This window comes from Salinivibrio kushneri (genome assembly GCF_005280275.1).
Classification (GTDB): Bacteria; Pseudomonadota; Gammaproteobacteria; order Enterobacterales; family Vibrionaceae; genus Salinivibrio; species Salinivibrio kushneri.
This window is the reverse complement of the sequence record NZ_CP040021.1, coordinates 39,549-66,369: the sequence shown is the minus strand read 5'-3', so window position 1 is coordinate 66,369 and position 26,821 is coordinate 39,549. Positions and strand designations below refer to the sequence as shown.

The following is a 26,821-nucleotide window of genomic DNA, read 5'->3' as shown; positions in this document are numbered from 1 at the left end:
GTGGGCCGTCCCAAAGCCTCAGTGACCCGAATGCAAAACAGGCAGGGAAGTCCCTGCCTGTTTACTTTCCCGAGAGCGAATACTCACTCAGATAAAGGCAAACGCGTCTGAGTAGAGGTGATCACGGCTCACGCCCCGCTCTTTGCAGAACATGTCGCGTGCAACACCGGCCATTTCAAAACGGCCCGCGATGTAGATGTCATAAGCGCCGAGGCTAACAAAATCTTCCATCACCGCTTCTAACACATTGCCTACTTTGCCGCGCCACTCACCTTCGGCCTGCTCTACCACGGGCATGAAGGTAATATTATTGTGTGACTCAGCCAGAGCTTGCAGCTCGTCATGAGCATAGAGCTGACAAGGGGTACGGGCGCCCCAATAAATAAAGATTGGAGACTGTATTCCTTGGCTAATACAGTGATCGACCATGCTGCGCACGTAAGAAAACCCGGTACCGCCGGCAATCAACAATAAGGGGCGATGACTCTCACGCAACCAGGCATCACCGGCCGGTTCAGTGATTTCAAAGCTCGCTTCACCGCTTTCAAGCACGGCTTTGGCTTTTTCTACCACTTCCAAGGCAAACGGATTTTCGTCCGCCGCACCGACATGTAGCTCGAGTTCGGCACCATCTTCACGACATGGGCTACTCGCCAGCGAAAACGGGCGTTTATCTTTTTCGCCCATCACCGCCATCACGTATTGCCCTGGCTGGTAGCTTACCGCCTGCTGTGGCTTCAGGACAATGCGGTAGGTGTGACATGCCAACGGCTCAACGGCTGTCACTTCACATAGTATCGACATTCTGTTCCTCTGTTCGTTTTGCTACAGCCGATGAGGTTATAAGAGGCGGCATCACTACCGCCTTGGCTGTGTTTTATCGTTAACGGTGAATGCTAGCGCATTCCAATAGGATTAGTCTAAGATCCCCAATTCGTCCCAAATCGCGTCGACACGTGCGACGACCTCTGGGTCTTTCGCAATCGGTGTGCCCCACTCGCGATCGGTTTCTCCTTGCCATTTATTGGTGGCATCAAGGCCCATTTTCGAGCCCAGCCCCACTACAGGCGAGGCAAAGTCGAGTGAGTCGATAGGGGTATTGTCCACCATCACGGTATCGCGCGACGGATCCATACGCGTAGTAATCGCCCAGATCACGTCATTCCAATCACGCGCGTTGACGTCGTCGTCACACACTATCACAAACTTGGTGTACATGAACTGACGCAAGAAGGACCACACTCCCATCATCACCCGCTTGGCGTGACCGGGGTATTGTTTTTTCATGGTCACCACCGCCATGCGGTACGAGCAGCCCTCAGGCGGCAGATAAAAGTCGACAATCTCTGGGAACTGCTTTTGCAAAATCGGCACAAAGACTTCGTTCAGCGCCACGCCCAGTACCGCGGGCTCATCCGGTGGACGCCCCGTGTAAGTGCTATGATAAATCGGCTTTTTGCGCATGGTCAGATGCGTCACAGTGAACACATGGTGGCGCTCAACCTCATTATAATAGCCAGTATGATCGCCATAAGGCCCTTCATCCGCGTACTCATTGGGATCGATATAGCCTTCCATCACGATTTCCGCACTGGCCGGTACATCCAAGTCGTTGCTGATACATTTAGCCACTTCGGTTTTACTGCCCCGCAATAAGCCAGCAAACGCGTATTCCGACAAGGTATCCGGCACGGGCGTAACCGCGCCTAGAATGGTGGCAGGATCAGCGCCATAAGCCACGGTCACCGGAAAAGGCTCGTTGGGATGCGTTTGCATCCAATCATGCAAATCTAACGCGCCACCGCGATGAGCCAACCAGCGCATAATCACTTTGTTTTTGCCGATTTTTTGCTGACGATAAATGCCGAGGTTTTGCCGCTTTTTATTGGGGCCGCGGGTAATCGTTAGCCCCCAGGTCAGCAAGGGGGCGACATCCCCGGGCCAGCAGCGCATCACCGGAATCTTATCCAGATCGACCTCATCGCCGCTCAGCACCACCTCTTGGCAACGCGGACGACGCACGGTTTTGGCCGGCATATTAAGCACTTGCCGAAATACGGGCAGTTTATCGAGGGCATCACGAAAGCCTTTGGGTGGCTCTGGCTCTTTGAGATAAGCAAGCAATTTGCCCACGTCACGCAGCTCGAGCACGTCTTCTCGGCCCATGCCTAGGGCAACACGCTTAGGCGTACCAAATAGATTCGCCAGCACCGGAATGTCATAACCCACTGGGTTTTCGAATAACAGCGCCGGCCCGCCCGCTCGTAGGGTGCGGTCGCAAATCTCGGTCATCTCAAGATCGGGGTCAACCGGCTGGGTAATGCGTTTTAGCTCACCTTGCGCTTCAAGGTAGTCAATAAAATCGCGCAGATCGGAAAGTTTCATATCAGGCTCAACGGGTTAATGGTCGCCTCTATGATACCAAGTTAAGCGGTATCCGGATCGGTAAAGGCTCGACATTAGCGCGACGACAACGCAGATGCAATGTGCTGCTGCCCAAGCGGCCCTAACTGATCTTGCAAGCTACTCAACCAATCACCTTTACCCGCCTCCACCAGCAGCTGCGCCACTTGGTTGCCTTGTCGTAGCGACAGTTGTGTCTGCAGAAAATCGGCAACCGGCGCAGGCAGTGGCGATAAGTTGGCCAGCTGGCGAATCGCAGGTCCACGCAGCGAGGGGTTGTCAGCCGCCGCCATCATTTGCCGCAGTGCAAAGGGATCAGTTCCCCGCTCACGCAGCGCGTGCAAGGCCGCAAGGCTATACTGATCGGTGCCTCGGCGCCACAATCGCTCATACAGCGCAGAACGCTCAGTGGCTTGTGCCAACGCCGCCAAAATAGCATTGTCGGGCATCCACATTAGGGTCGGGTCATTGAGGTACTGATCGGCTAAGTACGCTAAACCATCACCGTCATAGTCGGCGATCATGGTTACCAAGGCATCACGACGTTGGCGATAATCGGGTTGGTCGGGGTGAACCCAATCAGCAATGACTAGCTGGCGATAGCTTAATAGCATGCCTAGCTCTTGGGTTAATTGCTGCTGACGATAGCGATTAAGCTGCTTGCGCGCCGCGGCGGCGTAGTGGAATGCGGGCGTGGTCACCCAATAGCCGTCTTGTTGGTGACGTAACAGAAAGTGTGGCTGCTGCTGACTTAAGGTCACGAGATACTCGCGCCACTTGTCGTTATCAAGCCGCAATGGTGAGGAGAGCAGCCGATACAAGATTGCCTCACGCGTCAGAGGAGGAAGCTGGCGAATGTGTGACTCAAGCGCATTGATATCGCCCTTGGCTTGGAGGGTAAAGGCAGTACGCATCGCATCCGCCGTACTCGCTTTATCTAACACTTGCTCAATAAAAGGCTGCGCCACGATTTGCCCATCGGCCGCTGGCGCGTTGGATGCCAAAACAGTGGGGGAAACAAAGCCCACTATCCCTAGGCATATCCCGACTAGCTTGATGCGAAAACGTCTTGCCATCCGTTGCAATCCTATCTTCGGTGCCACGCGTCCTGCGCCACCTTTCCTTGGTGACAATGATTGTGTGAGCTCAGTATCAACTGGGCAATAAAAAAGCACTGCGAATGCGCAGTGCTTAACATTATTACGTCATACGTTACGAGTTTTGCCGACGCATCGCATCAAAGAACTCATTATTGGTCTTGGACATCGCCAATTTACCAATCAAGAATTCCATGCCTTCCAGCTCACCCATTGGATGCACTATTTTGCGCAGAATCCACATTTTTTGTAGCTCATCGGGCTTGGTCAGTAACTCTTCACGGCGGGTACCAGAGCGGGTGAAATCAATGGCAGGGAAAACACGTTTTTCAGCAATCTTACGGGATAGGTGCAGTTCCATATTACCCGTGCCTTTAAACTCTTCGTAGATCACTTCATCCATCTTCGAGCCCGTGTCTACCAGCGCCGTGGCAATGATGGTCAGGCTGCCGCCTTCTTCTACATTCCGCGCTGCACCAAAGAAACGCTTGGGACGATGAAGAGCGTTGGCATCAACACCACCAGTCAATACTTTGCCTGATGATGGCACAACCGTGTTGTAAGCACGCGCCAGACGCGTGATCGAGTCGAGCAAGATAACCACGTCTTTTTTGTGCTCCACCAAACGCTTGGCTTTTTCAATCACCATTTCGGCGACTTGCACGTGGCGGTTCGCCGGCTCGTCAAAGGTTGAGGCAACCACTTCGCCTTGTACTAGGCGCTGCATTTCGGTCACTTCTTCCGGACGCTCGTCAATCAACAGCACCATCAATTCACAATCTGGCTGGTTAAACGCGATGCTTTGCGCAATGTTTTGCAGCAGCATGGTTTTACCCGCTTTGGGCGGTGCCACAATCAAGCCGCGCTGGCCTTTACCAATCGGCGAAGCTAAATCCAGTACACGGGCAGTGATGTCTTCGGTAGAGCCGTTTCCGCGCTCCATCACCATACGTTCGCTGGCGTGCAAAGGCGTTAAGTTTTCGAAGAGGATTTTACTGCGGGCGTTGTCTGGTTTGTCGCTGTTAACTTGGTTAACTTTCAATAGCGCGAAGTAGCGCTCGCCGTCTTTCGGGGGACGAATTTTACCCGCGATGGTATCGCCTGTGCGCAGGTTAAAGCGGCGAATTTGGCTTGGCGACACATAGATGTCATCTGGGCCGGCCAAATACGAGCTGTCTGCGCTGCGCAAGAAGCCAAACCCGTCTTGAAGAATTTCCAGTACGCCATTGCCGAAAATATCTTCACCGCTTTTTGCGTGCTGTTTGAGGATCGAGAAAATGATGTCCTGCTTACGCAAGCGAGCCAGGTTTTCAAGTCCCATGCTTTCGCCAAGCGCAACCAGCGTCGAGACGGGTTGAGTCTTCAGTTCGGTAAGATTCATAGTGGTGAGTGTCTTGTTTGTCAAAATTGAGGTCTGAAATTAGTTAGCGTGTCGAGACCAGTGGTATGTTCGAGAGATGAACAGAAGTACAAATTCCGTGCAATAAGGTAGCACCTAAATGGGGTATCGTCTAGTTAGCAGAAAAACAACCGCCGCTGAGAGGCAGCGGCGGTTACTTTAGCATTACAGGTTGGCGTCAAGAAACTCTTTCAACTGAGTTTTTGACACTGCACCAACCTTGGTTGCTGCTACACTGCCATCTTTAAACAATAGCAGAGTTGGGATACCACGGATGCCGAACTTAGGCGGTGTACCTGCGTTCTGGTCGATGTTCAGTTTTCCGATGGTGACTTTACCTGCGTATTCTTCAGCAATTTCGTCCAGAATTGGCGCGATCATTTTGCAAGGTCCACACCATTCTGCCCAAAAATCTACCAACACAGGCCCTGCAGCTTTAAGAACGTCTGCTTCAAAGCTGTCGTCGGTTAGCTGCATAATTTTGTCGCTCATCTTCTACTCCAATACATGTTTTTGTTACTGGCTAAATTGCGACCAGTAAATTATGGGACTATTTGACTGGATTCGCTTCCGTATTGCAAGCCTAAGCTGATATTCTATCCGGATGAAAATGACGCATATCACAGAGCAGAAATTTGCCGAGCTCGGCTTGCACGCCGATGTTCTTAAAAGCTTGGAGGCCAAAGGGTTTACTCAATGTACCCCTATCCAAGCCTTGGCATTGCCGGTCCTGCTCACCGGCCAAGACATTGCAGGGCAGGCGCAAACAGGGACAGGCAAAACCCTGGCGTTCCTGGCTGCGACATTTCATCACCTCCTTACCACCGATGCCCCTGCATCGCGTAAAAAGAATCAACCGCGCGCCATCATATTAGCCCCTACGCGTGAATTAGCGATTCAGATCTATAACGATGCTGAGCCGCTGCTAGCCAATACGTCGATCAGCGCAGGCCTCGCCTATGGTGGCGAAGGTTATGACAAACAGCAACAGACCCTTGAGCAAGGCGTTGATATTTTAATCGGAACTTGCGGTCGAATCATTGATTTTTACAAAAAGAAAGTGATTGATTTGCATGGCATTCAAGCCGTGGTCCTCGATGAAGCTGATCGTATGTTTGATCTCGGTTTTATCAAAGACATTCGCTTTTTGTTTAACCGCATGCCCGCCCCCGCTCAACGCTTGAACATGCTGTTTTCGGCGACCTTGTCGTATCGTGTTCAAGAGCTGGCCTTCGAGCATATGACCAACCCAGAGCATGTGGTGGTGGAGCCAGAGCAAATTACTGGCCATCGCATCAAAGAAGAGTTGTTCCAGCCATCAAACAAAGAAAAGATGCCGCTGCTGCAAACCTTGATTGAAGAAGACTGGCCTGAACGCGCGATCATTTTTGCCAACACCAAGCATCGCTGCGAGTCAATTTGGGCCCATTTAGCCGCCGATAACCATCGTGTGGGTTTGCTCACCGGGGACGTTCCTCAGAAAAAACGGGTGAAAATCCTCGAGCAATTTACTAATGGCGAGTTGGATCTGCTAGTAGCGACCGATGTCGCGGCGCGCGGGCTGCATATTCCGCAAGTGACCCATGTGTTTAATTATGATCTGCCAGACGACGCGCAAGACTATGTCCATCGTATTGGCCGTACTGGGCGCGCGGGTGCCAGTGGCAGCTCCATTAGCTTTGCCTGTGAAGACTATGCGGTAAACCTGCCCGCGATCGAAGAGTACATCGAACACAGCATCCCGGTTAGCGAGTTCGACCGCAGTGCACTGCTAAAAGATTTGCCACCGCCTAAGAAAATGGCGAAGCGTCCCAATACGCAGCGTCGCAGTAACAACAATAAAGGGGGCGGAAACAACCGTAACCGCCAACGTCGTCGTCCACAAAAGTCGGCATAAGGTTTCACGACAGATAGGTCAGAGCGCATCATGAGTGGTCACGGACATCCCACATCGACCCCGTCGCTGTACGCCGCGATTGATTTAGGCTCCAACAGCTTTCATATGCTGGTGGTGCGCCAAGTGGCGGGTAGCGTGCAAACGCTCGCGAAAATTAAGCGAAAAGTTCGTCTTGCCGCTGGCATGGACAACCAACAACAGCTGAGCGACGAAGCCATGCAGCGTGGCTGGGATTGCTTAGCTTTGTTCGCCGAGCGTTTACAAGACTTCAACGCAGACAACATTCGTGTCGTCGCCACCGCGGCCCTGCGCCGCGCCAGTAACGCCGACGCGTTTTTAGCGAAAGCCAACACCCTGCTTGGCCATCCGATTGAAATCATCTCCGGGGAAGAAGAGGCGCGTACTATTTATCAAGGGGTGGCGCATACCTCTGGCGGAGCAGGCAAGCGCTTGGTGGTCGATATCGGTGGTGCCAGCACCGAGCTTATCATCGGTGAGCAGTTTGAGCCGACCGTGCTACAAAGCCTCAACATGGGCTGTGTCACCTTTTTAGAAGACTATTTTGCCGATCGGGTGCTCAATCAATCCGCCTTCGATACTGCGATTGCTGGCGCCAAAGCCGAATTAGCCCCGCTGATAGAGCAATATGGTGCGCTCGGTTGGGATTGCTGCGTCGGTGCCAGCGGTACCGTGCAAGCACTGCAAGAGATCATGGTCACCCAAGGCATGGATGAAGTGATCACGCTAGAGAAACTTCACCGGCTACGCGATCAAGCCATTGCCTGTGGGCAAATGGACGCGCTGGACATCGAAGGCTTGACCTTAGAGCGTGCACTGGTCTTTCCCAGCGGTTTATCAATACTGATCGCTATTTTCGAGTGCTTAGAGGTGACACGCATGACCTTAGCGGGTGGGGCTCTGCGCGAGGGGTTGGTTTATGAAATGATGACCGCGATGCGCCACAGTGATATTCGCGCCCGTACCATCGCCAGCATTCAATCCCGCTATCAGCTGGATGAAGCCCACGGTATTAATGTCGCCGATACCGCTCTCGAGCTGCTCAGCCAGTGTCCTACATCCTGGGTACCAGAGTCCGAAGCAAAAAGCTTGCTCCATGCCGCCGCCTGCGTGCATGAGATTGGCTTAAGCATTGGCTTTAAGCAAGATGGTGATCATGCCGCGTATTTAATCACCCATCTCGACCTGCCCGGCTTCACCCGAGCACAGAAGCAATTAGTCGCCACCTTGCTCCGCTACTACCGAGAGCAATTGGTGTTGATTGATGGCCAGCACGCGCTATCCACCACCAGCGCCAATCGTCTGTTGCGCCTACTGCGAATTGCGGTGATCTTATGCCATCGCCGTGATAGCCGCGTCCGACCGATGATAGCGCTCACCGCCGAGGAGGATGCCCTGACCCTCCACTTGGATACCACACTGCTCGAGGCCAGCCCCTTGCTCCGCGCAGAGCTAGAACAAGAAGCCCTGCGCCAATCAAGCCTTGGATTACCCCTGGTAGTGCTCACTGACGAGCGTCGCGTCTAATCCCATCGGTGAATAAAAAGCCCGCACCAGTGGTGATGCGGGCTTTTTTATGGAAGCGCTGACAACACTACGCTGTGGTGATCCCGCTATGACGCAGTAAGGCGTCAGGGCTTGGTTCACGCCCTCTAAAGCGTACAAACAAGTCTTTCGGTGCTTCACTGCCACCACGACTAAGAATATGATTCAGGAAGTCCTCGCCGGTGTCGCGGTTAAAGATCCCTTCTTCTTCAAAGCGCGAGTAAGCATCGCTCGACAACACCTCAGCCCATTTATAGCTGTAGTAGCCTGCGCTGTAGCCACCAGCAAAAATATGCCCAAAGGCGTGTGGGAAACGGTTCCACTCCGGGGTTGGCACGACAGAGACCTTCTCACGCACCGCACTGAGCGTTTCCATAATCCGAGGGCCCACCTCTGGGTCAAACTCGCTGAATAAACGGAAGTCGAATAAACTAAATTCGAGCTGGCGCAACATCCCCATCGCCGAGTTAAAGTTTTTCGCCGCCAGCATTTTTTCCAACATATCTTCCGGTAAGGCTTCCCCGGTTTGATAATGCCCCGAGATAAAGCTCAGTGCGTCTTGCTCCCAGCACCAGTTTTCTAAAAACTGGCTTGGTAGCTCAACCGCATCCCAAGGGACGCCATTGATCCCCGACACATCCGCCACGTCGACTTGCGTCAGCATGTGGTGAATGCCATGGCCAAATTCGTGGAACAAGGTGACCACTTCGTCATGGGTAAACAGCGCCGGATCATCGCCCACTGGCGGATTAAAGTTACAGGTTAGATACGCGACTGGCGTTTGAAGCTCGCCGTTCGCTTTGCGGCGACGGACACGACATTCATCCATCCATGCGCCACCACGTTTGTTTTCACGTGCGTACAGGTCAAGATAGAAGCTGCCGCGCAGGGTGCCTTGGCTATCATGAATATCATAAAAGCGCACACTGTCATGCCAGGTTTCAACACCTTTGCGCTCGGTAATGGTCATGCCAAACACACGATGCATGACTTCGAACAAGCCGGAGAGTACGCGTGCTTCGGGGAAATAAGGACGCAGCACTTCATCAGAGATGGTGTAACGGGCTTGCTTGAGTTTTTCACTGTAGTAAGGGATATCCCAAGGCTCGAGCACATCAACACCAAACTCTTCTTTAGCATAGGCTTTCACTTCCGCAAACTCTCGCTCACCTTGCAGACGCGCTTTATCAACCAGATCGTTTAAAAAGCCCATTACTTGGTCTGGGGTTTCCGCCATTTTGGTGGCCAGTGACAGCTCACTATAGTGATTAAAGCCGAGTAAACGCGCTAACTCATGCTTGAGGCGCAGCGACTCATTCATCAACTCAGTATTGTCCCACTGCCCCGCCTGCGGCCCACGATCAGAGGCGCGTGTGGTAAAGGCTTCATACATTTGTTGACGCAGCGCTCGGTTATCACAGTACATCATGACTGGCAGATACGAGGGGATATCCAACGTAAATAAGTAACCTGATTGCGACTTGCTCTCGGCTTGGGCTTTCGCCGCGTTGCGCGCCGACTCGGGTAACCCCGCTAATTCACTTTCATCGTTAATCAGCTTGCTCCACCCCATGGTGGCATCGAGCACATTGTTGCTAAACGATGATGACAGCTCCGACAGCCGCTTTTGAATGTCACCAAAACGGTGTTGCTGGTCGGCTGGAAGCGCAATCCCGGACAGCTCAAAGTCTTGTAACGCATCGTTAATCGCTTTTTGCTGCGCCACGTCGAGATCGGCAAACTCAGCACTGTCTTTCATCGCTTTGTATGCTTGGTATAAGCCTTTATGCTGACCACGCCAGGTAGAATATTCCGACAGCAACGCCAGGCAGCTCTCATACGCCTCGCGCAGTGGCTGACTATTGACCACCGCGTTCATCTGGCTGACCGGTGACCAGATGCGGCCAAGACGATCTTCCGCCTCGGTGACGGGCACACTCACCGTATCCCAGCTTGGTTGTTCGGCGGCCGCCGCGGTATCCACCGCTTGACGACAGTCAGCAATCGCGGCTTCCACTGCCGGCTTAACATGCTCAGGCTTAATCGCCGAAAACGGAGGTAAATCCTCAAATTGAAGTAGCGGGTTGGACATAATGCCTTCCTTTTTGCTACCAGACGCTCACCCTATGAGGTCTGGAATATGAATGACAATCTGTATATGCCGTCTCTATTTGCGCTTTTCAATCCCTCCCCATTTGCCTGGGTGTATTACGAGCGTTACAAAATGATTCTGAGACTGCTGCCTCAGTGCCGGTTTGGTATGCTATGGCGCAATGGGTCAGAGAGGGTGGCTTTACAAGCGACGCCAAACACGACAAGCTGACCTCGATATCAATGCCAGAGGCACCCAGTGCCTATAAGATGGAGAAAGACATGGCAAAGCATTTCGACTACATCTGTATCGGTGGCGGCAGCGGCGGTATTGCCTCAGCCAACCGTGCTGCGATGCACGGTGCTAACGTCGCCCTTATTGAAGCAAAACACCTTGGCGGCACCTGCGTAAACGTAGGTTGTGTGCCTAAAAAAGTCATGTGGCATGGCGCCCAAGTCGCTGAAGCGCTTAACCTCTATGCATCAGACTACGGCTTTGATGTGGATGTAAAAGGCTTTAATTGGTCAACCTTAGTGGATAATCGTGAAGCCTACATCGGCCGTATTCACAACGCCTACGACAACGTACTGGGCAAAAATAATATCGATGTCATCCGTGGCTTTGCCCGCTTTGTCGACAACCACACGGTGGAAGTGGATGGCGAGCACTATACCGCCGATCATTTTTTGATCGCAGTAGGCGGCACGCCCACGATTCCAAATATTCCGGGGGCAGAATTAGGGATCGACTCCGATGGCTTCTTTGCCCTTCCCGAGCAGCCTAAACGCGTGGCCGTAGTCGGTGCCGGTTACATCGCGGTCGAAATCGCCGGTGTACTGCATGCCTTAGGCTCTGATACCCACTTGTTTGTGCGTAAAGATCGCCCACTGCGTACCTTCGACCCTATGGTGACCGACACCTTGGTCGAGGTAATGGAAAAAGAAGGCCCTACCCTTCACACCCAACATGTGCCCGTGTCGGTCACTGAAGAAAGTGATGGTAGCCTAACTCTGGCCTTTGAAAACGGCACCACCCACAACACGGACACCCTGATCTGGGCGATTGGCCGCCATCCGACCACGGATAAAATCAACCTCGGCGCGACCGACGTGCAGACCACGGCCGATGGCTACATCAAGGTTGACCCGTATCAGACCACCAGCGTCCCGCACATTCACTGTGTCGGTGATATTATGGATGGCGGGATTGAGCTGACGCCAGTCGCCGTCAAATCCGGACGCTTACTCTCAGAGCGTCTGTTTAACGGCCAAACGCATGCCAAAATGGACTATGATTTGGTTCCCACTGTCGTCTTTAGCCACCCGCCAATCGGCACCATTGGTTTGAGCGAGCCAGAGGCACGCGCCAAGTACGGCGATGATAACGTTAAGGTCTATACCTCCAGCTTTGCGGCCATGTACACCGCGGTTACTCAGCACCGTCAACCTTGTAAGATGAAACTGGTTTGCGCGGGCGATGAAGAAAAAGTGGTCGGTCTGCACGGTATTGGCTTTACCGTTGATGAAATGATTCAAGGTTTTGCGGTAGCGATGAAGATGGGCGCCACCAAAGCAGACTTTGATAGTGTGGTCGCGATTCACCCTACCGGGTCAGAAGAGTTTGTCACCATGCGCTAAACCGCATAAGACAGGCTGGTAATAAAACGCCGTGTCGACACACGGCGTTTTTTATAGGTCACTCGCGAGCATGATAAGACAGGCGACTAGTGAGTGAGTTGCGCGCAAAATCGTGCCAAGCCTTCTTTAACATCCGCTAACGCGGCAGCCGCTTGTTCAGCAGCCTCCTGCTTGGCCGCTTGCTCGAGCGTCAATGCTTGCTGATGCAGCTCTAGCGCGGCAAGGTTGCCCGCACTGCCTTTCATCTTATGTGCTTCGCGCGCCAAGGCGGCATAGTCGGCATTGGCAAGCTGCTTTTCCATGCTTGGCAGTTGTTGCTCACTTTCTTCAACAAAAATACTGCAAGCCTCATCAAGAAGCGCCGGGCTATCCATTAGCCGGCTTAAGGCTTCTTCTTTATCCCAAACCGATACGTCGGCTTTTCCTTGATTGACACTCATGATGGACCCTTTGTACTGATAGACCGATGTGCCACGAGGGCGGACTGATGGCTTTGCCACCACCTTGTTTCTAATCGTTACTAAGCTTAACTGTCTACGTCTAGCACATTGAGAATGTGGCTAAACTCAGGCTCAATCATGCTCGCTTTTCCCCCAATTCATAACAAAGAAGTGAGTGCAGAACATGATGGATATGTTGCCTTGGCTAATCGTTTCTGGCCTGATCATCTCAGTCATTACCGGACTGCTGACCGTACTGATGGTCAAAGGCCTCGACTAAGCCCGCTAAGGCTCCCTAGTTCGCTATGGAGCCTTTATTTTTCCTTCCGTTTTTTCGCTTTCTTTTTTTCTTTGTTCGCTTTTTTGCCCTTTTTATCTTTCTTGTCCGCTTTCTTCTTGGCTTTTTGCGCTTTTTTAGTGCTTTCACTGGTAAGAGGCACAGGGCGACAGAGGTAGCCTTTTTCACTGGCGACTCGCGCACACTTGCTGCAAGCCGCTCGCGGTGGCGTGGTAATCGATGCGAGCGCACTTAAGTTGGCCTCTACCTCACCCCGTCGCCACTTACACAAAGACTTCGCCATTTACGCCTCCGCACTTAACGCTGCGTTGATGTACATGTCAAAGCGGTTTTTCTTGGTAGTAATACTAGAGTGTGGTGGCGTTGCCGCCAAGGGCTCAGCATAATCTGGACGCTTCACCACTACGCGGCTGCGCGCGAGCTGGCACGAAGGCGCTAACAAGGCATCGGCGTCCGTGTCAGCGCCCACCAAAGCCTGGAACACACGCATTTCTTTTTTCACCAACGCGGTTTTTTTCTTGTGCGGATACATGGGGTCTAAGTAGACCACATCAGGTCGTTGCAGCCCGGGAGTCTGTGCCATATCAGTGAGTGCTTGCGCACTACTGGCATGCAGCAGTGTCATCCGTGATTGCATCCAGGTACCAATCTCAGTGTCTTGATAGGCGCGCTGTAACCCATCATCGAGCAGCGCGGCGACCACGGGATGCCGCTCAATCATCTGCACCGGACAGCCTAAGGATGCTAATACAAACGCATCACGCCCCAAGCCAGCCGTGGCATCCAACACCCGTGGCGTGACCCCTTTGTTGAGCCCCACCGCCTTGGCAATGGCTTGCCCTTTGCCACCGCCGAACTTACGCCGATGGCCGACCGCACCGCCAACAAAGTCCACATACACAGCGCCTAACTTAGGCTCATCCTGTTTGCGCAGCTCAAGGCGTGTCGCGGTCATGATCAACGCAAATGACGAATCAGGTGTGTGTGTCAGTGACCACTTTCTTTTTAATCCCTCAAATTGCTCGGATTTGTCAGGGGCGTCGCAAATCAAACTGAGTTGCACATTGGCTCTCCGCGGCTGGTTATGCGCCGAGTATATCAGAGATGGATTTTTTCCTTCATCGTCTCTCGACGTGCCGACCAATTTTTTACCTGCTCACCCAAGGGCGTGGGTACGCTAAAGTGATAGCCTTGGGCATAATCGACATCCAATGCGCGCAGTTTATTGAGAATATGTGCATTTTCCACAAACTCCGCCACGGTTTGTTTCCCCATTTGCTTGGCCAGATCATTAATGGCTTTCACCATCGCATAATCGGTGTCATCGGTGGCGATATCGCGAATAAATTGACCATCGATCTTAATGATATCGACCGGCAAGCGCTTCAAGTATCCAAACGACGAAATCCCCGCGCCAAAGTCATCCAAGGCAATCACGCACCCCAAGGCTTTTAGCTGCGAGAAAAGCTCGATCGCACTGCTCATGTTGGTAATAGCCGCGGTTTCAGTGATCTCCAGACAGATGCACTCGCTAGGCACTTGGGTTTGCTTAATCGCGGCGATTAAGAAGGTGACAAAATCCTTTTGAGTGATCGACCGTCCCGACAGGTTAATCGACACTTTACCCAGCTTAGCAATCTGATCCGGGTGGGCATCAAACCACGCTAGGGTTTTGGTCACCACCACGGTGTCCAGTTGATGCGCCATGTTGTAACGTTCGGCCGCTGGGATAAACATGCTCGGCGGCAACCAACCGCCTTGGGTATCGCGCATCCTTACCAAGGCTTCAATGTAGAGCGTATCTTGCCTACCCGGTCGAATATCGACGATCTGCTGTGCATAGATATCAAAGCGGTCGTGGGCAATGGCATCATGAATGTGGCTGACATACGCCATTTCTTGCTCGCGACGTTGCAGCTCTTCATCATCCGGGTGATAAAGATGTAAACGGTTACGCCCTTCGTCTTTGGCGGCATAGCAGGCGGTATCCGCTTGCGCATGCACTTGCTGCGGCGAACCGGCGGTGCGATCCAGAAGGCGAATACCCAATGAGCATGCTAAGCGCATACGGCTGCCGTGCCAGAAAAACTCACTGTCCGCCAAGATTGCCAGGAGTTGGTGCCCCCAAGTCAGCGCGCGTTCGGCCGAGTGATGATAGGCAATCACGCCAAATTCATCGCCCCCGAGTCGCGATAAGACCGCCCCTGTTGGCAGATGTTGCTGGATAATCTGCGCCACTTGTTTGAGCGCCTCGTCCCCTGCTTCATGTCCGGCGGTGTCGTTAATCAGCTTAAATTGATCCATATCGATGTAGTACATCGCGTGACACTGATCTTCCTCTCGCGCTTGTAACAGCGCGGCGGCGAGTTTTTGCTCAAAATAGCTACGATTATACAGCCCTGTTAAGTAGTCGTGATGGGCTTGATAGGTCAGCTGGTTTTCCATTTCTCGATGCGCAGTGATGTCTTCGCCCACCACCAGCAACTGCGTCTGATTATGCATCGCGCGCACGGTTTCACGCACCCACAAGGTATGACCATTGCCGGCACGATACGGGATCTCACGCCGCCATACCTGCTCTTGGTTGTTGTGATCGCGTTTAATCATTCGATGGGGAGGCACTTGATGCTCGACATATAAAGTGGTGATCTTGTGCCCTAATAAGGCGGCTTTGTCATAACCAAACAGATCAGCGGCATACTGATTGAGCGATTGAATACGTGCTTGGTAATCAATGGTTAATAGAATCACAGGCTGCTGTTCATACAACATGCGGTATTCAATTTCGCTTCGTTGTAGCTTCTCTTCGGTTTGTTTGCGCTGGGTAATATCACGGGCCTCTAACAGGACGCGCCGTTGGCCATTTTCGCTGGGAAACCCCTTGACCGCTACATCCAAGATCACCTCACGATGCGCTTCACTGAGGCAAAGCTCAAACCGGCGAGGCTGGGAGAAATCGGTGAGCTTGAGGTACTCCTCCAGGCGGGCGGGGTTACGCCAAATCGGCCAAAACCACAAAGGCCGCCCACGATAAGGGTGACTCACGCTGATTAATTGGTTAAAACTGGCATTGCCTGAGACCAAGATCCCGTTCTCATCCAACAGCGCAATAAACTGGTTACTTTGATCAAAAATGCCTTTAAGCATCGCTCGGTGGCGCTTTAACGCTGACTCACTGCGGCGTAACTGGCGAATATTGGCACCGAGCATGGCAATCACGCTTCCCAATACCAACACCGCCAATGCCACGGCTTGAAACGCAACTTGGTGCTTTAGCCACAGCGGCTGAGGCTTATTGATCACCACAGCGTCTTCGATGGCGCTCACATCCACGCCCCAATCTTTCAGCGCCGGGTAATCGAATAACATCAGGTTAGTACTGTCTCGCTCAGGGGGAAGCTTGCCTGCCAGTACATCCAACAGCAGCTGACCTTGGTGCTGACCTTGGGTTTTTCCATCGATGACAATGCCCCCGATCACGCCCTGACCCAGCATAAAGCTCATCGCACCATAAATTGGCACGGGCGCGTTTTGGATCAGTGAGTTGATGCCACTGAGCCTATCGAGAAAGGTGCCATTTTTATCGCGAAAGTAGGATAAATAATATACCGCCTCGCCCGGCTGCATCGCTTGAATGCGGTCATGCAAGGCTTGGAAAGAGAGGCTCGATAGCCTGACAACCTCAACACCCGCGTTACCATCGTTTCTCAGCTGAGCCTTCACCACATTCCAATACTGACGACTGGAAAAGGTCTCATCGAGCAGTACGTACACCCGCTTTAAATCTGGGTGTAAGCGCTTCATTAACGACAAGTTGCGCGGTAAGTCTATTTCTTCTTTCACCCCAGTGACCTTGGGCAACAAGGGGTAGTGTTGGCGACCAAAGTTATTGAGCCCCGCATACACCACCGGTGTATCGCCCACATACTCGTGCAGCTCATGGATGAGCCAGAGTGCGGCATTATCCGTGGTGAGAATGGCATCAAAATCATGGTTGGTCAGTTTATGGATATAAACATCTTTAAGCTGTTCGCGATAGGTATCCGATTGGTAGCGTTTACTTTCTAGGTAGGAATGCTGGAAGGCGATCTCTTCGCCTTGTGTCGCCGTTTCCAACCCTTCAACCAGCGCCTGATTCCAAAAGAAGCCAGGATGATAGGAATGCACCACCAGCACATCTTTTTGTGCGGCATTGACGCTACTGGCGATAAGCAGTAATAAACCACCGAAAATGTATCTGATCCCCACATCCCCTTCCTGTTGGTTTGTTGGTATCTTGCTAAACAACGCGATACCCTACATTAGGCGTTAACGAAGTGGCTAAGCAACCGCGTTAACGAAAAGTCTGGCCATGCTATAACAAAAAGACTAAAACAATGAACGAGTTGCCAAAATTAGATGACCTAGATCGTCGTATTCTCTCTACCCTGTTGGATGACGCACGCGTCCCCTACGCAGAAATGGCCAAGCGCTTTAATGTCAGTCCCGCCACGGTTCACGTGCGGGTTGAGAAAATGAAAGCCGCGGGCATCATCGAAGGCACGGAAATATTGGTCAATACCAAAAAACTCGGCTACGACGTGTGCTGCTTTATCGGTATCAACCTTAAAGCGGCGCGGGATTACCACTCGGCGCTAGACAAACTCAATCAGCTCGACGAGGTGGTAGAAGCCTACTACACCACGGGGGCCTATAATATTTTCGTTAAGCTCATGTGTCGCTCTATCGAAGAATTACAGTTTGTGTTGATTGACAAGCTACAAGCCATCGACGAAGTGCAATCCACCGAAACACTGATCTCACTACAGAACCCCATTAATCGCAACGTGATCCCTTGAACTTTGTGGGGTTATACTGGGCAGGCTAAAAAAACGCCCTTGCTCGGGGCAAGGGCGCTGTCATAAAAGGAGAGTTAACCGACCGTCTCTTCCGGTCTGGGAGGCAAAGTAGCGCCAGCGTCTTCCGCTAACCACTCGGCCACTTGCTTAGCAAAGTAAGTCAGGATGCCATCGGCCCCCGCACGCTTAAAGCACAATAATGACTCCATCACCGTCTCGCGCTCTTTTAGCCAACCATTATCGATTGCCGCTTTGTGCATCGCATATTCACCCGATACTTGGTAAGCAAAGGTTGGCACCTTAAGCTCATTTTTTACCCGGCGTACCACATCCAAATACGGCATCCCGGGTTTAACCATCACGGTATCCGCCCCTTCAGCAATATCCATCGCCACTTCGTGCAAGGCTTCATCACTGTTGGCCGGATCCATTTGATAGTTGGCCTTGTTGCCGCCTTTCAGATTCGCCGCCGAGCCTAATGCATCGCGAAACGGGCCATAGTAATTGGACGCATACTTGGCAGAGTACGCCATGATCTGGGTATTGATATGACCATTGGCTTCCAACGACTCACGAATACGACCAATTCGTCCATCCATCATGTCAGAAGGCGCGACAATATCGACACCCGCTTCGGCATGAGATAGGGCTTGTTTGATCAGTACCTCGGTGGTGGGCTCGTTCATCACATAGCCGTCTTCATCAATGATCCCATCTTGGCCGTGCACTGTGTAAGGGTCCAGCGCCACATCGGTGATCACGCCCATTTGCGGCACATGCTCTTTGAGTAAGCGGACCGCGCGTGGTACTAACCCTTCGGGGTTAAATGCCTCTGAGGCACAGCTGGTTTTAAACTCTTTCGGGATCACAGGAAACAGGGCAATGGCAGGGACACCTAGCTTGGCCAGGTAATCCGCTTCATGGAGCAATAAATCAATCGAGAGCCGCTCGATGCCGGGCATGGATGCCACTGGCTCACGACGATTCTTACCCATCAGCACAAAGACCGGGTAAATCAAATCGCTTGCGGACAATGAGTGCTCCGCCACCATACGGCGGCTAAAGTCAGTTTTGCGTGTACGACGCAGGCGTCGAGCAGGAAAGGCGCCTTGAATGGATACGGTCACAGTATCCTCCTTTAAGTTGCAGACCTGGGCTTTGGGGCAGCGAACTGCCTCGTGTAGTGTTCACCCAGTCACTGAATCGAAAAGCAGCGCTGAGTGTTTTTTATTGTGCAATCAATAATATGTTCGACAGGCTGCTGACGTAATCGTGCCACTGTTTGGGCGATATGGGGCAAGTATTTCGGCTCATTACGACTGCGTTTAGGTCGCGGCCGTATATCGCGAGGCTGTAAATACGGCGCATCGGTTTCTATCATCAACCTGTCATCGGGCAACCAGCTTACCTGTTGCTGAAGCTGCTGTCCGCGGCGCTCGTCGCATAGCCATCCCGTTACCCCTATATATAAACCGGCATCGAGGCAATCGCGCAGCGAGCGGTCATCGCCAGTAAAACAATGCAGCACCGCCGCGGGCAGTTTGTCGAGCCATGGACGCAAAATGGCGAACCAGCGATCGTGGGCATCACGACAGTGCATAAACACCGGCATTGAAAGCTCAGCCGCTAGCGCAAGCTGCGCCTCAAAGACCGCTTCTTGTTGTGGCCGCGGCGAAAAGTCCCGATTAAAATCAAGCCCACACTCACCGATCGCCACCACCTCGGGACGCTGCGCTAATTGCTGAATAGCGCTTAAATCTGTCGCCTCGACCGATTTGGCATCATGCGGATGAACACCCGCCGTGGCGTAGGCAAAACCAGGATAAGACCTCGCTAGCGCGGCCGCCGCTTGGCTTTCTTCAACACTGGTGCCGGTCAGAATCATGCCAGTGACACCCGCCTGTTTGGCATCAGCCACCACGATGTCTCTGTCTTGATCAAACCGTGTGCTGGTCAGATTGACACCAATATCGATCATTCGCTGGCCTCCTCGGATTCTGATTTTTCACGTGGGACGTAAAAACGCGACAGCACCACGCCCAGCTCGAACAGCAAGCACATGGGAATGGCCAGCAAGGTTTGTGAAATCATATCCGGTGGCGTCAGCATCATCCCCACCACAAACGCAGCCACAATCACATAGGGCCGCTTGCGGGTTAAGCTTTGTGCCGTGGTCGCGCCTGTCCACACCAGCAGTATAATCGCGATGGGGATCTCAAAGGCAATCCCAAAGGCGAGGAACAGCGCCAAGATAAAGTCGAGATAACTGGCAATATCGGTTGCCACTTGCACCCCTTCTGGCGCGATAGAGGTAAAAAAGCCAAATACCAATGGCAGCACAACCCAATACGCAAACGCCACGCCCGCGTAAAACAGCAATGAACTGGAAACCAAAAGCGGCATCACCAACCGCTGTTCGTGCTTATAGAGGCCGGGGGCCACGAACGCCCAGATTTGGTACAGCACCACAGGGATGGCCACGAATACCGATATCACTAGCGTAAGCTTAATGGGGGTAAAAAAGGGTGAGGCCACATCGGTGGCGATCATGCTCGCCCCTTCGGGCAGTTTGTCGATCAGCGGTTGGGCAATCAGACTGTAAATATCATTGGCGAAATACACCAAGCAGGCAAACACCACCAAGATGGCGATAATTGCGCGCAGCAGGCGGTTGCGAAGCTCCATCAAGTGGCTGATAAGAGGCTGAGTATCGTTTACAGACATAGTGGTTTGTTCACCGAAAACATAAAGCGTCGGGCTCGTTATCGCTTATCCGTTGATGGCGCATCGTCGCCTTCATCTGGGTGATGAGAAGCAGGTGATGCTGCATAAGGGCGTTGTACATCCGCCGCGCGTTGACGTAGGGTGTCGACCGACTCTTGTAACTCAGGTGACAAATCTTTCATCCCCGCTTGTTCGGCCTTATGTAAGTTGTCCTGGAGCTCTTTGAGTTTGAGCTCTTGCTCAAGCTCATCACGGACGGAGCCTGCCATCCGTTTCGCCGCCCCCACCCAGCGCGACACATTGCGTATCGCGACCGGTAATCGCTCCGGGCCAAGCACCACGAGGCCAATAATGGCAATCAGCACTAGCTCCCAGAAACCAATATCAAACACGGCTTACACCTGCTCTTTATCTTTGCGTGCTTGCTCTTTTTTCGACGCGTCGCTATCACTGCTATCCAACGACTGCTGCTGAAAATCCGCATCTTTGTCAGTGGTCTTTGCGTCGTCATCGTTCATCGCTTTTTTAAAGCCTTTGACCGCCGAGCCAAGATCGCCGCCCATGTTGCGCAGCTTCTTAGTGCCAAATAACAACACCACAATCACCGCAATGATCAGCAACTGCCAAATACTAATTCCACCCATACCGGTTCCCTTTCTTCCGTTTGGTTAACTTGATGTGCGCAGCAGTGTAACTGCTATTTATTACAAGTTTTATTACAAAGTCGCCAGCCCCACAACCAAAAGATCACCGCACCTGTGGCAGCGACGCCCGGCAAGGTCTCGACATGATTGGCGAACAAAATGGTCGCCGTCAGCAGCAAGGTGGCACCAATGCCGAGCATGTAGGTGGCGCGTGAATGACGTTGCCGGGTTTGCAAATAACCATGATAGTAAGCATCGAGCCGTTGGTTGATTTGTCGCCCTTGGCGCAATCCGTCATACACCAGCTCTGGGATCTCAGGTAGCTTCTCGGCCCAAAATGGCGCTTTCTCTTTGACCGCTGCCCACACCGCTTGGGGCCCCACTTGCTGCTTCATCCACGACTCTAAAAACGGCTTGGCCGTGGTCCACAAATCTAACTGCGGATAGAGCTGACGCCCCAGTCCTTCAATGTAGAGTAAGGTTTTTTGCAACAACACCAGCTGCGGCTGCACTTCCATATTAAATCGGCGCGCGGTGTTAAATAGGTTTAATAACACATTACCGAACGAGATTTCGCACAGTGGCTTTTCGAAAATGGGCTCACACACGGTGCGAATGGCAAACTCAAAATCATCCACGTTGGTGTCGTGCGGCACCCAGCCAGAGTCGACGTGCAATTCGGCCACTTTGCGGTAATCGCGGTTAAAAAAGGCGATAAAGTTTTCCGCCAAATAGCGTTTATCGTCGCGATTTAAGGTGCCGACAATCCCGCAATCCAGCCCAATCCACTGCGGGTCATCCGGGTGCTCGTAGGAGACAAACACGTTGCCCGGGTGCATATCCGCATGGAAAAAGCTGTCACGAAACACCTGAGTAAAGAAGACCTCCACCCCGCGCTCAGCCAGCAGCTTCATATCAGTGCCATTGGCTTGTAGCGCCTCGATATCCGACACTTGAATGCCATAGATTCGCTCAGACACCATCACGTCTTTGCGGCAGTAATCGCTGAACACTTCGGGCACATACAGCGCTGGGTCGTTTTCAAAGTTGCGGCGCAGCTGAATGGTATTGGCCGCTTCGCGCATTAAGTCCAGCTCATCAAGCAAGGTTTTTTCGTACTCGCGGATGACTTCGACCGGTTTTAAGCGACGCGCATCGGGCAAAAAGCGCGCCACCAACCGTGCCACACGATACATCAGTCGCAAGTCAGCTTGGATCACCGGCAAAATATCGGGACGGATCACCTTCAGCACCACTTCGCGGCCGTTCGATTTGAGCGTAGCGGTATGCACTTGCGCGATTGAGGCGGAGGCGAGCGGATTGGGGTCAAAATCGCTGAACCAGGTTTCCAATGGGCCGCCTAACGAGGCTTCGATTTGCGCTTTGGCTTTGTGGCCATCAAACGGTGCCACCTTATCTTGCAGTTGCGCCAGCTCGTTGGCGATATCACCCGGAAAGAGATCGCGGCGCGTCGACATCATTTGCCCAAGCTTTACCCATACCGGGCCCAAGCTTTGTAAGGCCAACCGTAAACGTTCTCCTACCGGCTTATCTGGGTGCTGATTTTTCAGCCAAAACAGTGATTGACGACCAAGATGCGCCAGCCGTGTTAAAGGTTGTTTGGGCAACAAAGCATCGACACCGTACAACAGTAAGGTGCGGATGATAAAATACAAGCGACGAATTTCATTGAGCGTCATGCAGACTCCACCCGTTCTACCAACTGCTTAAACCTGGCTTCCAATCGCGCGACATCGCTGCGCAATTCGTCCACTTGGTCACTGTAAGCGGCCACTTCAAGCGCCCCTGGCGCTAAACGCCACTCTTCAGTAATCACATCCCCCGCATAGCGCTGTTGTCGCTGAGCCAATTGTTGCAGTTGCTGCCAGCGCTGCTGGGCGTGACTCACCACCGTGTGGGCAATCACATCGCCAGTATACGGTGCCAACCACTCTGCCACATCCAGTTCGATACCACTGAGCAACTGAGAGAACTGCTGCGCCACGTCAATATCGCCATCAAGCGTGAGTTTATCCGCTTTGATTAGCGCGGTTAAATTGGCCTTTTGCTGTAACTGCGGCAATGCCGATAGCGATAACGACAAATTAGCATCACGCTCACCCTCATAATGGCTGAGTACATCAATGCGTTGGTCGAAGATAAAAATCAGTTGGCGATCAAGCTCTTGGAGCGTAACACCGATACAACGCCCTTTTAGACGCGCAAGGCGACGCTGGCTATCGGCATCTTTGGCAATCACCGCATTAAGCGCTGTTTCCAGGGCCGCGCATAAAAGTGAATCAAGCGCCATGTGGGCTCCTTAGAATTTATATCCACGGTGCAGCGCTACAATGCCACCCGTGAGATTGTAGTAGCTGGCTTGTTCAAAACCGGCTTGCTCCATCATTCCTTTTAAGGTTTCTTGATCAGGGTGCATGCGAATCGATTCGGCCAAATAACGGTAGCTGTCTGGGTCGTTAACAATCAGTTGCCCCATTTTCGGTAACACATGGAAAGAGTAGGCGTCGTAGACTTTTGATAACGGCTCGGCAACCGGTTTGGAAAACTCCAGCACCAGCAAACGCCCTCCAGGCTTGAGGACACGAAACATTGAGCGTAAGGCAGCATCTTTATCGGTGACGTTGCGCAGACCAAACGCGATAGTGATGCAATCGAAGTGGTCATCAGGGAAAGGCAGTGCCTCGGCGTTGGCTTGCACGTAACTGACATTGCCAACAATGCCTTTGTCGCGCAGTTTGTCGCGACCCACCTTGAGCATTGAGTTATTAATGTCGGCGAGCACCACTTCACCGCGCTCACCAACAAGGCGAGAAAATTTTGCCGTAAGGTCACCAGTACCACCGGCTAAATCGAGCACTTTTTGCCCAGGACGAACACCACTGCAATCAATGGTAAAGCGTTTCCAGATCCGGTGAATGCCCATCGACATCACATCATTCATCAGATCGTACTTCGCCGCCACCGAATGAAACACATTGGCCACGAGGCTTTCTTTTTCTTGGCGTTTGACTTGCTGGTAGCCAAAGTCGATGGTCTCTTGATCCTGGTGCGCGTTTTTATCTGTCATTGTATTCCCCTAACATATTGGCTCCAGTTTACTTTATCGCCCATCCCGACTCCAAGCGTGCGGCCAAGTTTATTATGATTATTGCTGGTTGGCGTCCCGTTCGGCCTGGGTCAAGTTGAGAGGTTCATCTGCCGCCGGCTCGGTAGCGACACTGGCGAGCGACGGGCTGATATCCCGTTTCACCTCCACCCCCAGCGCTTTAAACCCTTCCGCTTGGCGAATAATATTACCGCGGCCTTGGCTAAGTTTGTTCATCGCCCCTTGATAACTGTCACTGGCTTTACCCAGCGCATTGCCGAGCGCTTCCATATCACCAACAAATAGGCGCACCTTGTCATAGAGCTTGCTCGCTTTCTCTGCGATTTGTTTGGCATTTTGGTTTTGGTATTCATAACGCCATAAATTATTGATGGTACGCAGTGCCACCAGCAAAGTGGTAGGACTGACCAACATAATATTATTATCCATCGCCTCACGGATCAGGCGGGCATCAGCCTCGACCGCGACTTGGAAAGCCGGCTCCACCGGAATAAACATCAGTACGTAATCCAGCGAACGCACGCCATGAAGCTGATGATAATCTTTACGCCCCAGCCCGCGGATATGCTGGCGTATGGCTTGTACATGCTCTTTTAGCGCCGCATCTTGCTCAGCCAAGGTCTCTGCGTTGTAGTAACGTTCATAGGCGACGAGGGCCATTTTGGCATCTATTACCACGTCTTTTTCTTGGGGTAATTTCACCACCACATCGGGCTGATAACGCTTACCTTGCTCGTTCTCAAAGCTCACTTGGGTTTGATACTCACGCCCTTCACGCAAGCCGGACTCTTCCAAAATACGCGCCAACACCACTTCGCCCCAGTTGCCCTGTTGCTTGTTGTCACCTTTTAGCGCCTGGGTCAGATTGTGCGCTTCACGGGTCATATCCGCATTCAGTTGCTGGAGGTTTTTGATTTCATGAATCAGGGTGTGACGCTCTTTCGCTTGTTCGCCAAAGCTGTCAGTCACTTGCTTTTTAAACCCTTCCAACTGCGACTTCAGCGGCCCCAGTAAGCTCTCTAAGCTCATTTTATTCTGCTCATCAACAGAATGGACTTTTTGCTCAAATACCTGGTTGGCCAGCTGTTCAAATTGGGTGCGCAGCCTCTCTTCCGCATTTTCCAATAGCGCGTGCTTTTCTTTCGCCGCATTGAGTTGTTGCTCCGCACTCGCTTTGACTTCACGAAGCTCAGCTAACAGTTCTGATTTATCCTCACGTACCGCATCCAGTTTGTCTGACAGCGCTTGATTGTCTTGGCGTAATTGCTCCAGTTGACGTAGCTTCTCACTGGCAGAAGTTAATTTGCCGTAATACTGGCGTAGCTCTTGCGTTAGACGATCGCGTTCAACATCCAAGCTATCCAACTCTTGTTGTTGTTGTTCCAGTTGCTGACGAAGCTGTTGTTGCTGCATGTCAGCGGTCGCCTGCTGTTGGGCATATTGCGTGTCAAACCACTGTTGATATTGGGTGACTACGCGTCGATGCAGCCAATAGCTCAGCCCTGAGGCACTGATAACGCCGAAACAAAACGTCAGGATAGACAAGGTGGATAATGACAGACCATCAAGCATAACGGGTTCTCTATTGTACGGTCACTGATGTCAGCAAGGCTAATGGGATACTGGATAGATGTCCAGTCTATCTCGGTACGTACGAATACCGTAGACTGCCTGGAATAGAAGGCATCTTTGCAGGGAGGCAGTATGCACAATGAACGTAAAGCACTGATATTTGGATTATCTGCCGTGCTGTTGTGGTCAACAGTCGCGACCGCGTTCAAAATCACCTTAAGCTACATGACCCCGATTCAAATGCTGGCCGCCGCCAGCGTGGTATCGGTCGTCGTACTCGCCGCTATTGCTGCGGTGCAAGGAAAGCTAAACGCGCTTTGGCCGACGTTTCGTCGCCGGCCAGGCTATTATTGCCTGCTCGGAATGATTAACCCTTTGATTTATTATTTGGTCCTTTTCAAAGCTTATGACCTTCTCCCTGCGTCCTTGGCGCAACCACTAAATTACAGCTGGGCCATTACCTTGACCTTAATGGCAGCGGTGTTTCTCGGCCATACTATTCGTCGTCAAGATTGGATTGCGGCGGCGTTGGGCTATTTTGGTGTGGTGGTCATAGCAACCAAAGGCCAATTGCTCTCGCTACAATTCGACAGCCCGCTAGGCATTGGGCTTGCGTTGCTCTCCACGCTATTGTGGGCAGGTTTTTGGGTACTGAATACTAAAAATCCTGCCGACCCGGTGCTCGGCATTCTGTTAAGTTTTATGCTGTCGCTGCCGGTGTCATTACTGTTAGCCGGCATGACAGCGTCGTGGACAGGGATCCCCTGGCAAGGCTGGCTCGCGGTGAGCTATGTGGGGCTTTTTGAAATGGGGATAACCTTTATGCTGTGGTTGAGCGCAATGAAATATACTCAGAATGCCTCACGGATCAGCAATCTGATTTTTATCTCGCCTTTTATCTCCTTGGTGTTATTGGCCACCATTATTGGCGAGACGATTCATATCAGCACCCTGATCGGTCTTAGCTTTATTGTCGTGGGCCTACTGATTCAGCAACGCAAACCCAAAAATAGCAAACAACCAGCGGCGAGTACCTAACGATCCTAGCGCCACACGCCGCTCAGTCTTGTTTATTCCTTTGAGGATGGGC

The 26,821-nt window shown here is 52.3% G+C and carries 23 protein-coding genes and 1 pseudogene; 5 read left to right on the top strand and 19 right to left on the bottom strand.

Features of this window, described 5'->3' with window-relative positions; translation table 11 throughout:
* Window positions 1–87 precede the first annotated feature (87 nt).
* The 5 genes and pseudogenes from fre to trxA form a co-directional block, all read right to left on the bottom strand.
* Window positions 88–804: an NAD(P)H-flavin reductase gene (fre, locus tag FCN78_RS00305; RefSeq protein WP_069361794.1), complete on the bottom strand. Its 717-nt coding sequence runs from the start codon at window positions 802–804 to the stop codon at window positions 88–90.
* 141 nt (window positions 805–945) lie between these two features.
* Window positions 946–2,385: pseudogene (ubiD, locus tag FCN78_RS00300) on the bottom strand (4-hydroxy-3-polyprenylbenzoate decarboxylase); the annotation flags it as partial.
* 74 nt (window positions 2,386–2,459) lie between these two features.
* Complete coding sequence (locus tag FCN78_RS00295) at window positions 2,460–3,479, bottom strand: hypothetical protein (RefSeq protein WP_131825574.1); 1,020 nt, start codon at window positions 3,477–3,479, stop codon at window positions 2,460–2,462.
* Between the two features lie 136 nt (window positions 3,480–3,615).
* On the bottom strand, window positions 3,616–4,881 hold the full coding sequence (rho, locus tag FCN78_RS00290; RefSeq protein ID WP_069361797.1) for a transcription termination factor Rho: 1,266 nt from the start codon (window positions 4,879–4,881) through the stop codon (window positions 3,616–3,618).
* A gap of 183 nt (window positions 4,882–5,064) precedes the next feature.
* The gene (gene trxA / locus FCN78_RS00285; protein WP_021022211.1) at window positions 5,065–5,391 is read right to left on the bottom strand and encodes a thioredoxin TrxA; all 327 of its coding nucleotides are present in this window, start codon (window positions 5,389–5,391) and stop codon (window positions 5,065–5,067) included.
* Between the two features lie 112 nt (window positions 5,392–5,503).
* Between trxA and rhlB the strand changes: the two genes are divergently transcribed.
* Together rhlB and gppA are read left to right on the top strand one after the other, a co-directional pair.
* Window positions 5,504–6,796, top strand: coding sequence for an ATP-dependent RNA helicase RhlB (gene rhlB / locus FCN78_RS00280; protein WP_069361798.1), 1,293 nt, complete (start codon window positions 5,504–5,506; stop codon window positions 6,794–6,796).
* Window positions 6,797–6,826: 30 nt separating this feature from the next.
* A complete protein-coding gene (gene gppA, locus FCN78_RS00275; RefSeq protein ID WP_077659758.1) occupies window positions 6,827–8,341 on the top strand; it encodes a guanosine-5'-triphosphate,3'-diphosphate diphosphatase in 1,515 nt (504 codons plus the stop codon).
* A gap of 67 nt (window positions 8,342–8,408) precedes the next feature.
* Here the strand turns inward: gppA and prlC are convergent, their stop codons facing one another.
* On the bottom strand, window positions 8,409–10,451 hold the full coding sequence (gene prlC, locus FCN78_RS00270; RefSeq protein WP_077659757.1) for an oligopeptidase A: 2,043 nt from the start codon (window positions 10,449–10,451) through the stop codon (window positions 8,409–8,411).
* A gap of 281 nt (window positions 10,452–10,732) precedes the next feature.
* Between prlC and gorA the strand changes: the two genes are divergently transcribed.
* Entirely contained in the window at window positions 10,733–12,088 is a 1,356-nt protein-coding gene (gorA, locus tag FCN78_RS00265) for a glutathione-disulfide reductase (protein ID WP_069361801.1), read from the top strand.
* Between the two features lie 86 nt (window positions 12,089–12,174).
* Here gorA and FCN78_RS00260 read toward each other — a convergent pair whose 3' ends face one another.
* The 4 genes from FCN78_RS00260 to FCN78_RS00245 all read right to left on the bottom strand — a co-directional run bounded on the left by FCN78_RS00260 (window position 12,175) and on the right by FCN78_RS00245 (window position 17,074).
* Window positions 12,175–12,528: an Hpt domain-containing protein gene (locus tag FCN78_RS00260; protein ID WP_077456850.1), complete on the bottom strand. Its 354-nt coding sequence runs from the start codon at window positions 12,526–12,528 to the stop codon at window positions 12,175–12,177.
* A 314-nt stretch (window positions 12,529–12,842) separates the two neighbouring features.
* On the bottom strand, window positions 12,843–13,109 hold the full coding sequence (locus FCN78_RS00255; protein ID WP_077600384.1) for a hypothetical protein: 267 nt from the start codon (window positions 13,107–13,109) through the stop codon (window positions 12,843–12,845).
* Window positions 13,110–13,889 carry a class I SAM-dependent methyltransferase gene (locus FCN78_RS00250; RefSeq protein WP_077659756.1) on the bottom strand — a complete coding sequence of 260 codons (780 nt, stop codon included), beginning with the start codon at window positions 13,887–13,889 and terminating at the stop codon, window positions 13,110–13,112.
* A gap of 35 nt (window positions 13,890–13,924) precedes the next feature.
* Window positions 13,925–17,074 carry an ABC transporter substrate binding protein gene (locus tag FCN78_RS00245; protein WP_235607613.1) on the bottom strand — a complete coding sequence of 1,050 codons (3,150 nt, stop codon included), beginning with the start codon at window positions 17,072–17,074 and terminating at the stop codon, window positions 13,925–13,927.
* A gap of 128 nt (window positions 17,075–17,202) precedes the next feature.
* Between FCN78_RS00245 and asnC the strand changes: the two genes are divergently transcribed.
* Window positions 17,203–17,664, top strand: coding sequence for a transcriptional regulator AsnC (gene asnC / locus FCN78_RS00240; protein ID WP_074213846.1), 462 nt, complete (start codon window positions 17,203–17,205; stop codon window positions 17,662–17,664).
* A gap of 74 nt (window positions 17,665–17,738) precedes the next feature.
* Here the strand turns inward: asnC and hemB are convergent, their stop codons facing one another.
* The 9 genes from hemB to rmuC form a co-directional block, all read right to left on the bottom strand.
* Window positions 17,739–18,791 (bottom strand): porphobilinogen synthase, encoded by a 1,053-nt coding sequence (hemB, locus tag FCN78_RS00235; protein ID WP_077456856.1) that lies wholly within the window; start codon window positions 18,789–18,791, stop codon window positions 17,739–17,741.
* A 68-nt stretch (window positions 18,792–18,859) separates the two neighbouring features.
* A complete protein-coding gene (locus tag FCN78_RS00230) occupies window positions 18,860–19,642 on the bottom strand; it encodes a TatD family hydrolase (protein ID WP_077659755.1) in 783 nt (260 codons plus the stop codon).
* Window positions 19,639–20,388, bottom strand: coding sequence for a twin-arginine translocase subunit TatC (gene tatC / locus FCN78_RS00225; protein ID WP_069361808.1), 750 nt, complete (start codon window positions 20,386–20,388; stop codon window positions 19,639–19,641). Before tatC ends, FCN78_RS00230 begins: the two co-directional genes overlap by 4 nt.
* 38 nt (window positions 20,389–20,426) lie before the next feature.
* On the bottom strand, window positions 20,427–20,780 hold the full coding sequence (gene tatB, locus FCN78_RS00220; protein ID WP_069361809.1) for a Sec-independent protein translocase protein TatB: 354 nt from the start codon (window positions 20,778–20,780) through the stop codon (window positions 20,427–20,429).
* A 3-nt stretch (window positions 20,781–20,783) separates the two neighbouring features.
* On the bottom strand, window positions 20,784–21,032 hold the full coding sequence (gene tatA, locus FCN78_RS00215; protein ID WP_069361810.1) for a Sec-independent protein translocase subunit TatA: 249 nt from the start codon (window positions 21,030–21,032) through the stop codon (window positions 20,784–20,786).
* Window positions 21,033–21,085: 53 nt separating this feature from the next.
* On the bottom strand, window positions 21,086–22,732 hold the full coding sequence (gene ubiB, locus FCN78_RS00210) for a ubiquinone biosynthesis regulatory protein kinase UbiB (protein WP_077659754.1): 1,647 nt from the start codon (window positions 22,730–22,732) through the stop codon (window positions 21,086–21,088).
* Window positions 22,729–23,343 (bottom strand): ubiquinone biosynthesis accessory factor UbiJ, encoded by a 615-nt coding sequence (locus tag FCN78_RS00205; protein ID WP_077456862.1) that lies wholly within the window; start codon window positions 23,341–23,343, stop codon window positions 22,729–22,731. The genes ubiB and FCN78_RS00205 overlap by 4 nt, the downstream gene beginning before the upstream one ends.
* A gap of 9 nt (window positions 23,344–23,352) precedes the next feature.
* The gene (ubiE, locus tag FCN78_RS00200) at window positions 23,353–24,120 is read right to left on the bottom strand and encodes a bifunctional demethylmenaquinone methyltransferase/2-methoxy-6-polyprenyl-1,4-benzoquinol methylase UbiE (protein WP_069361813.1); all 768 of its coding nucleotides are present in this window, start codon (window positions 24,118–24,120) and stop codon (window positions 23,353–23,355) included.
* Between the two features lie 78 nt (window positions 24,121–24,198).
* The gene (rmuC, locus tag FCN78_RS00195) at window positions 24,199–25,731 is read right to left on the bottom strand and encodes a DNA recombination protein RmuC (protein ID WP_077456864.1); all 1,533 of its coding nucleotides are present in this window, start codon (window positions 25,729–25,731) and stop codon (window positions 24,199–24,201) included.
* A 132-nt stretch (window positions 25,732–25,863) separates the two neighbouring features.
* On the opposite strand from rmuC, the gene FCN78_RS00190 reads away from it, so the two are divergent.
* On the top strand, window positions 25,864–26,769 hold the full coding sequence (locus FCN78_RS00190) for a DMT family transporter (protein ID WP_077600380.1): 906 nt from the start codon (window positions 25,864–25,866) through the stop codon (window positions 26,767–26,769).
* Window positions 26,770–26,821: the final 52 nt, after the last annotated feature.

Excerpts from the sequence above, each read along its gene's own strand:
- gppA (WP_077659758.1), top strand. The coding sequence starts at position 6,827 with ATGAGTGGTCACGGACATCCCACATCGACCCCGTCGCTGTACGCCGCG.
- ubiB (WP_077659754.1), bottom strand. The coding sequence starts at position 22,732 with ATGACGCTCAATGAAATTCGTCGCTTGTATTTTATCATCCGCACCTTA.
- tatA (WP_069361810.1), bottom strand. The coding sequence starts at position 21,032 with ATGGGTGGAATTAGTATTTGGCAGTTGCTGATCATTGCGGTGATTGTG.
- rhlB (WP_069361798.1), top strand. The coding sequence starts at position 5,504 with ATGAAAATGACGCATATCACAGAGCAGAAATTTGCCGAGCTCGGCTTG.
- FCN78_RS00205 (WP_077456862.1), bottom strand. The coding sequence starts at position 23,343 with ATGGCGCTTGATTCACTTTTATGCGCGGCCCTGGAAACAGCGCTTAAT.
- gorA (WP_069361801.1), top strand. The coding sequence starts at position 10,733 with ATGGCAAAGCATTTCGACTACATCTGTATCGGTGGCGGCAGCGGCGGT.
- FCN78_RS00190 (WP_077600380.1), top strand. The coding sequence starts at position 25,864 with ATGCACAATGAACGTAAAGCACTGATATTTGGATTATCTGCCGTGCTG.
- prlC (WP_077659757.1), bottom strand. The coding sequence starts at position 10,451 with ATGTCCAACCCGCTACTTCAATTTGAGGATTTACCTCCGTTTTCGGCG.
- fre (WP_069361794.1), bottom strand. The coding sequence starts at position 804 with ATGTCGATACTATGTGAAGTGACAGCCGTTGAGCCGTTGGCATGTCAC.
- rho (WP_069361797.1), bottom strand. The coding sequence starts at position 4,881 with ATGAATCTTACCGAACTGAAGACTCAACCCGTCTCGACGCTGGTTGCG.
- FCN78_RS00260 (WP_077456850.1), bottom strand. The coding sequence starts at position 12,528 with ATGAGTGTCAATCAAGGAAAAGCCGACGTATCGGTTTGGGATAAAGAA.
- FCN78_RS00295 (WP_131825574.1), bottom strand. The coding sequence starts at position 3,479 with ATGGCAAGACGTTTTCGCATCAAGCTAGTCGGGATATGCCTAGGGATA.
- rmuC (WP_077456864.1), bottom strand. The coding sequence starts at position 25,731 with ATGCTTGATGGTCTGTCATTATCCACCTTGTCTATCCTGACGTTTTGT.
- asnC (WP_074213846.1), top strand. The coding sequence starts at position 17,203 with ATGAACGAGTTGCCAAAATTAGATGACCTAGATCGTCGTATTCTCTCT.
- trxA (WP_021022211.1), bottom strand. The coding sequence starts at position 5,391 with ATGAGCGACAAAATTATGCAGCTAACCGACGACAGCTTTGAAGCAGAC.
- ubiE (WP_069361813.1), bottom strand. The coding sequence starts at position 24,120 with ATGACAGATAAAAACGCGCACCAGGATCAAGAGACCATCGACTTTGGC.
- FCN78_RS00230 (WP_077659755.1), bottom strand. The coding sequence starts at position 19,642 with ATGATCGATATTGGTGTCAATCTGACCAGCACACGGTTTGATCAAGAC.
- tatC (WP_069361808.1), bottom strand. The coding sequence starts at position 20,388 with ATGTCTGTAAACGATACTCAGCCTCTTATCAGCCACTTGATGGAGCTT.
- FCN78_RS00255 (WP_077600384.1), bottom strand. The coding sequence starts at position 13,109 with ATGGCGAAGTCTTTGTGTAAGTGGCGACGGGGTGAGGTAGAGGCCAAC.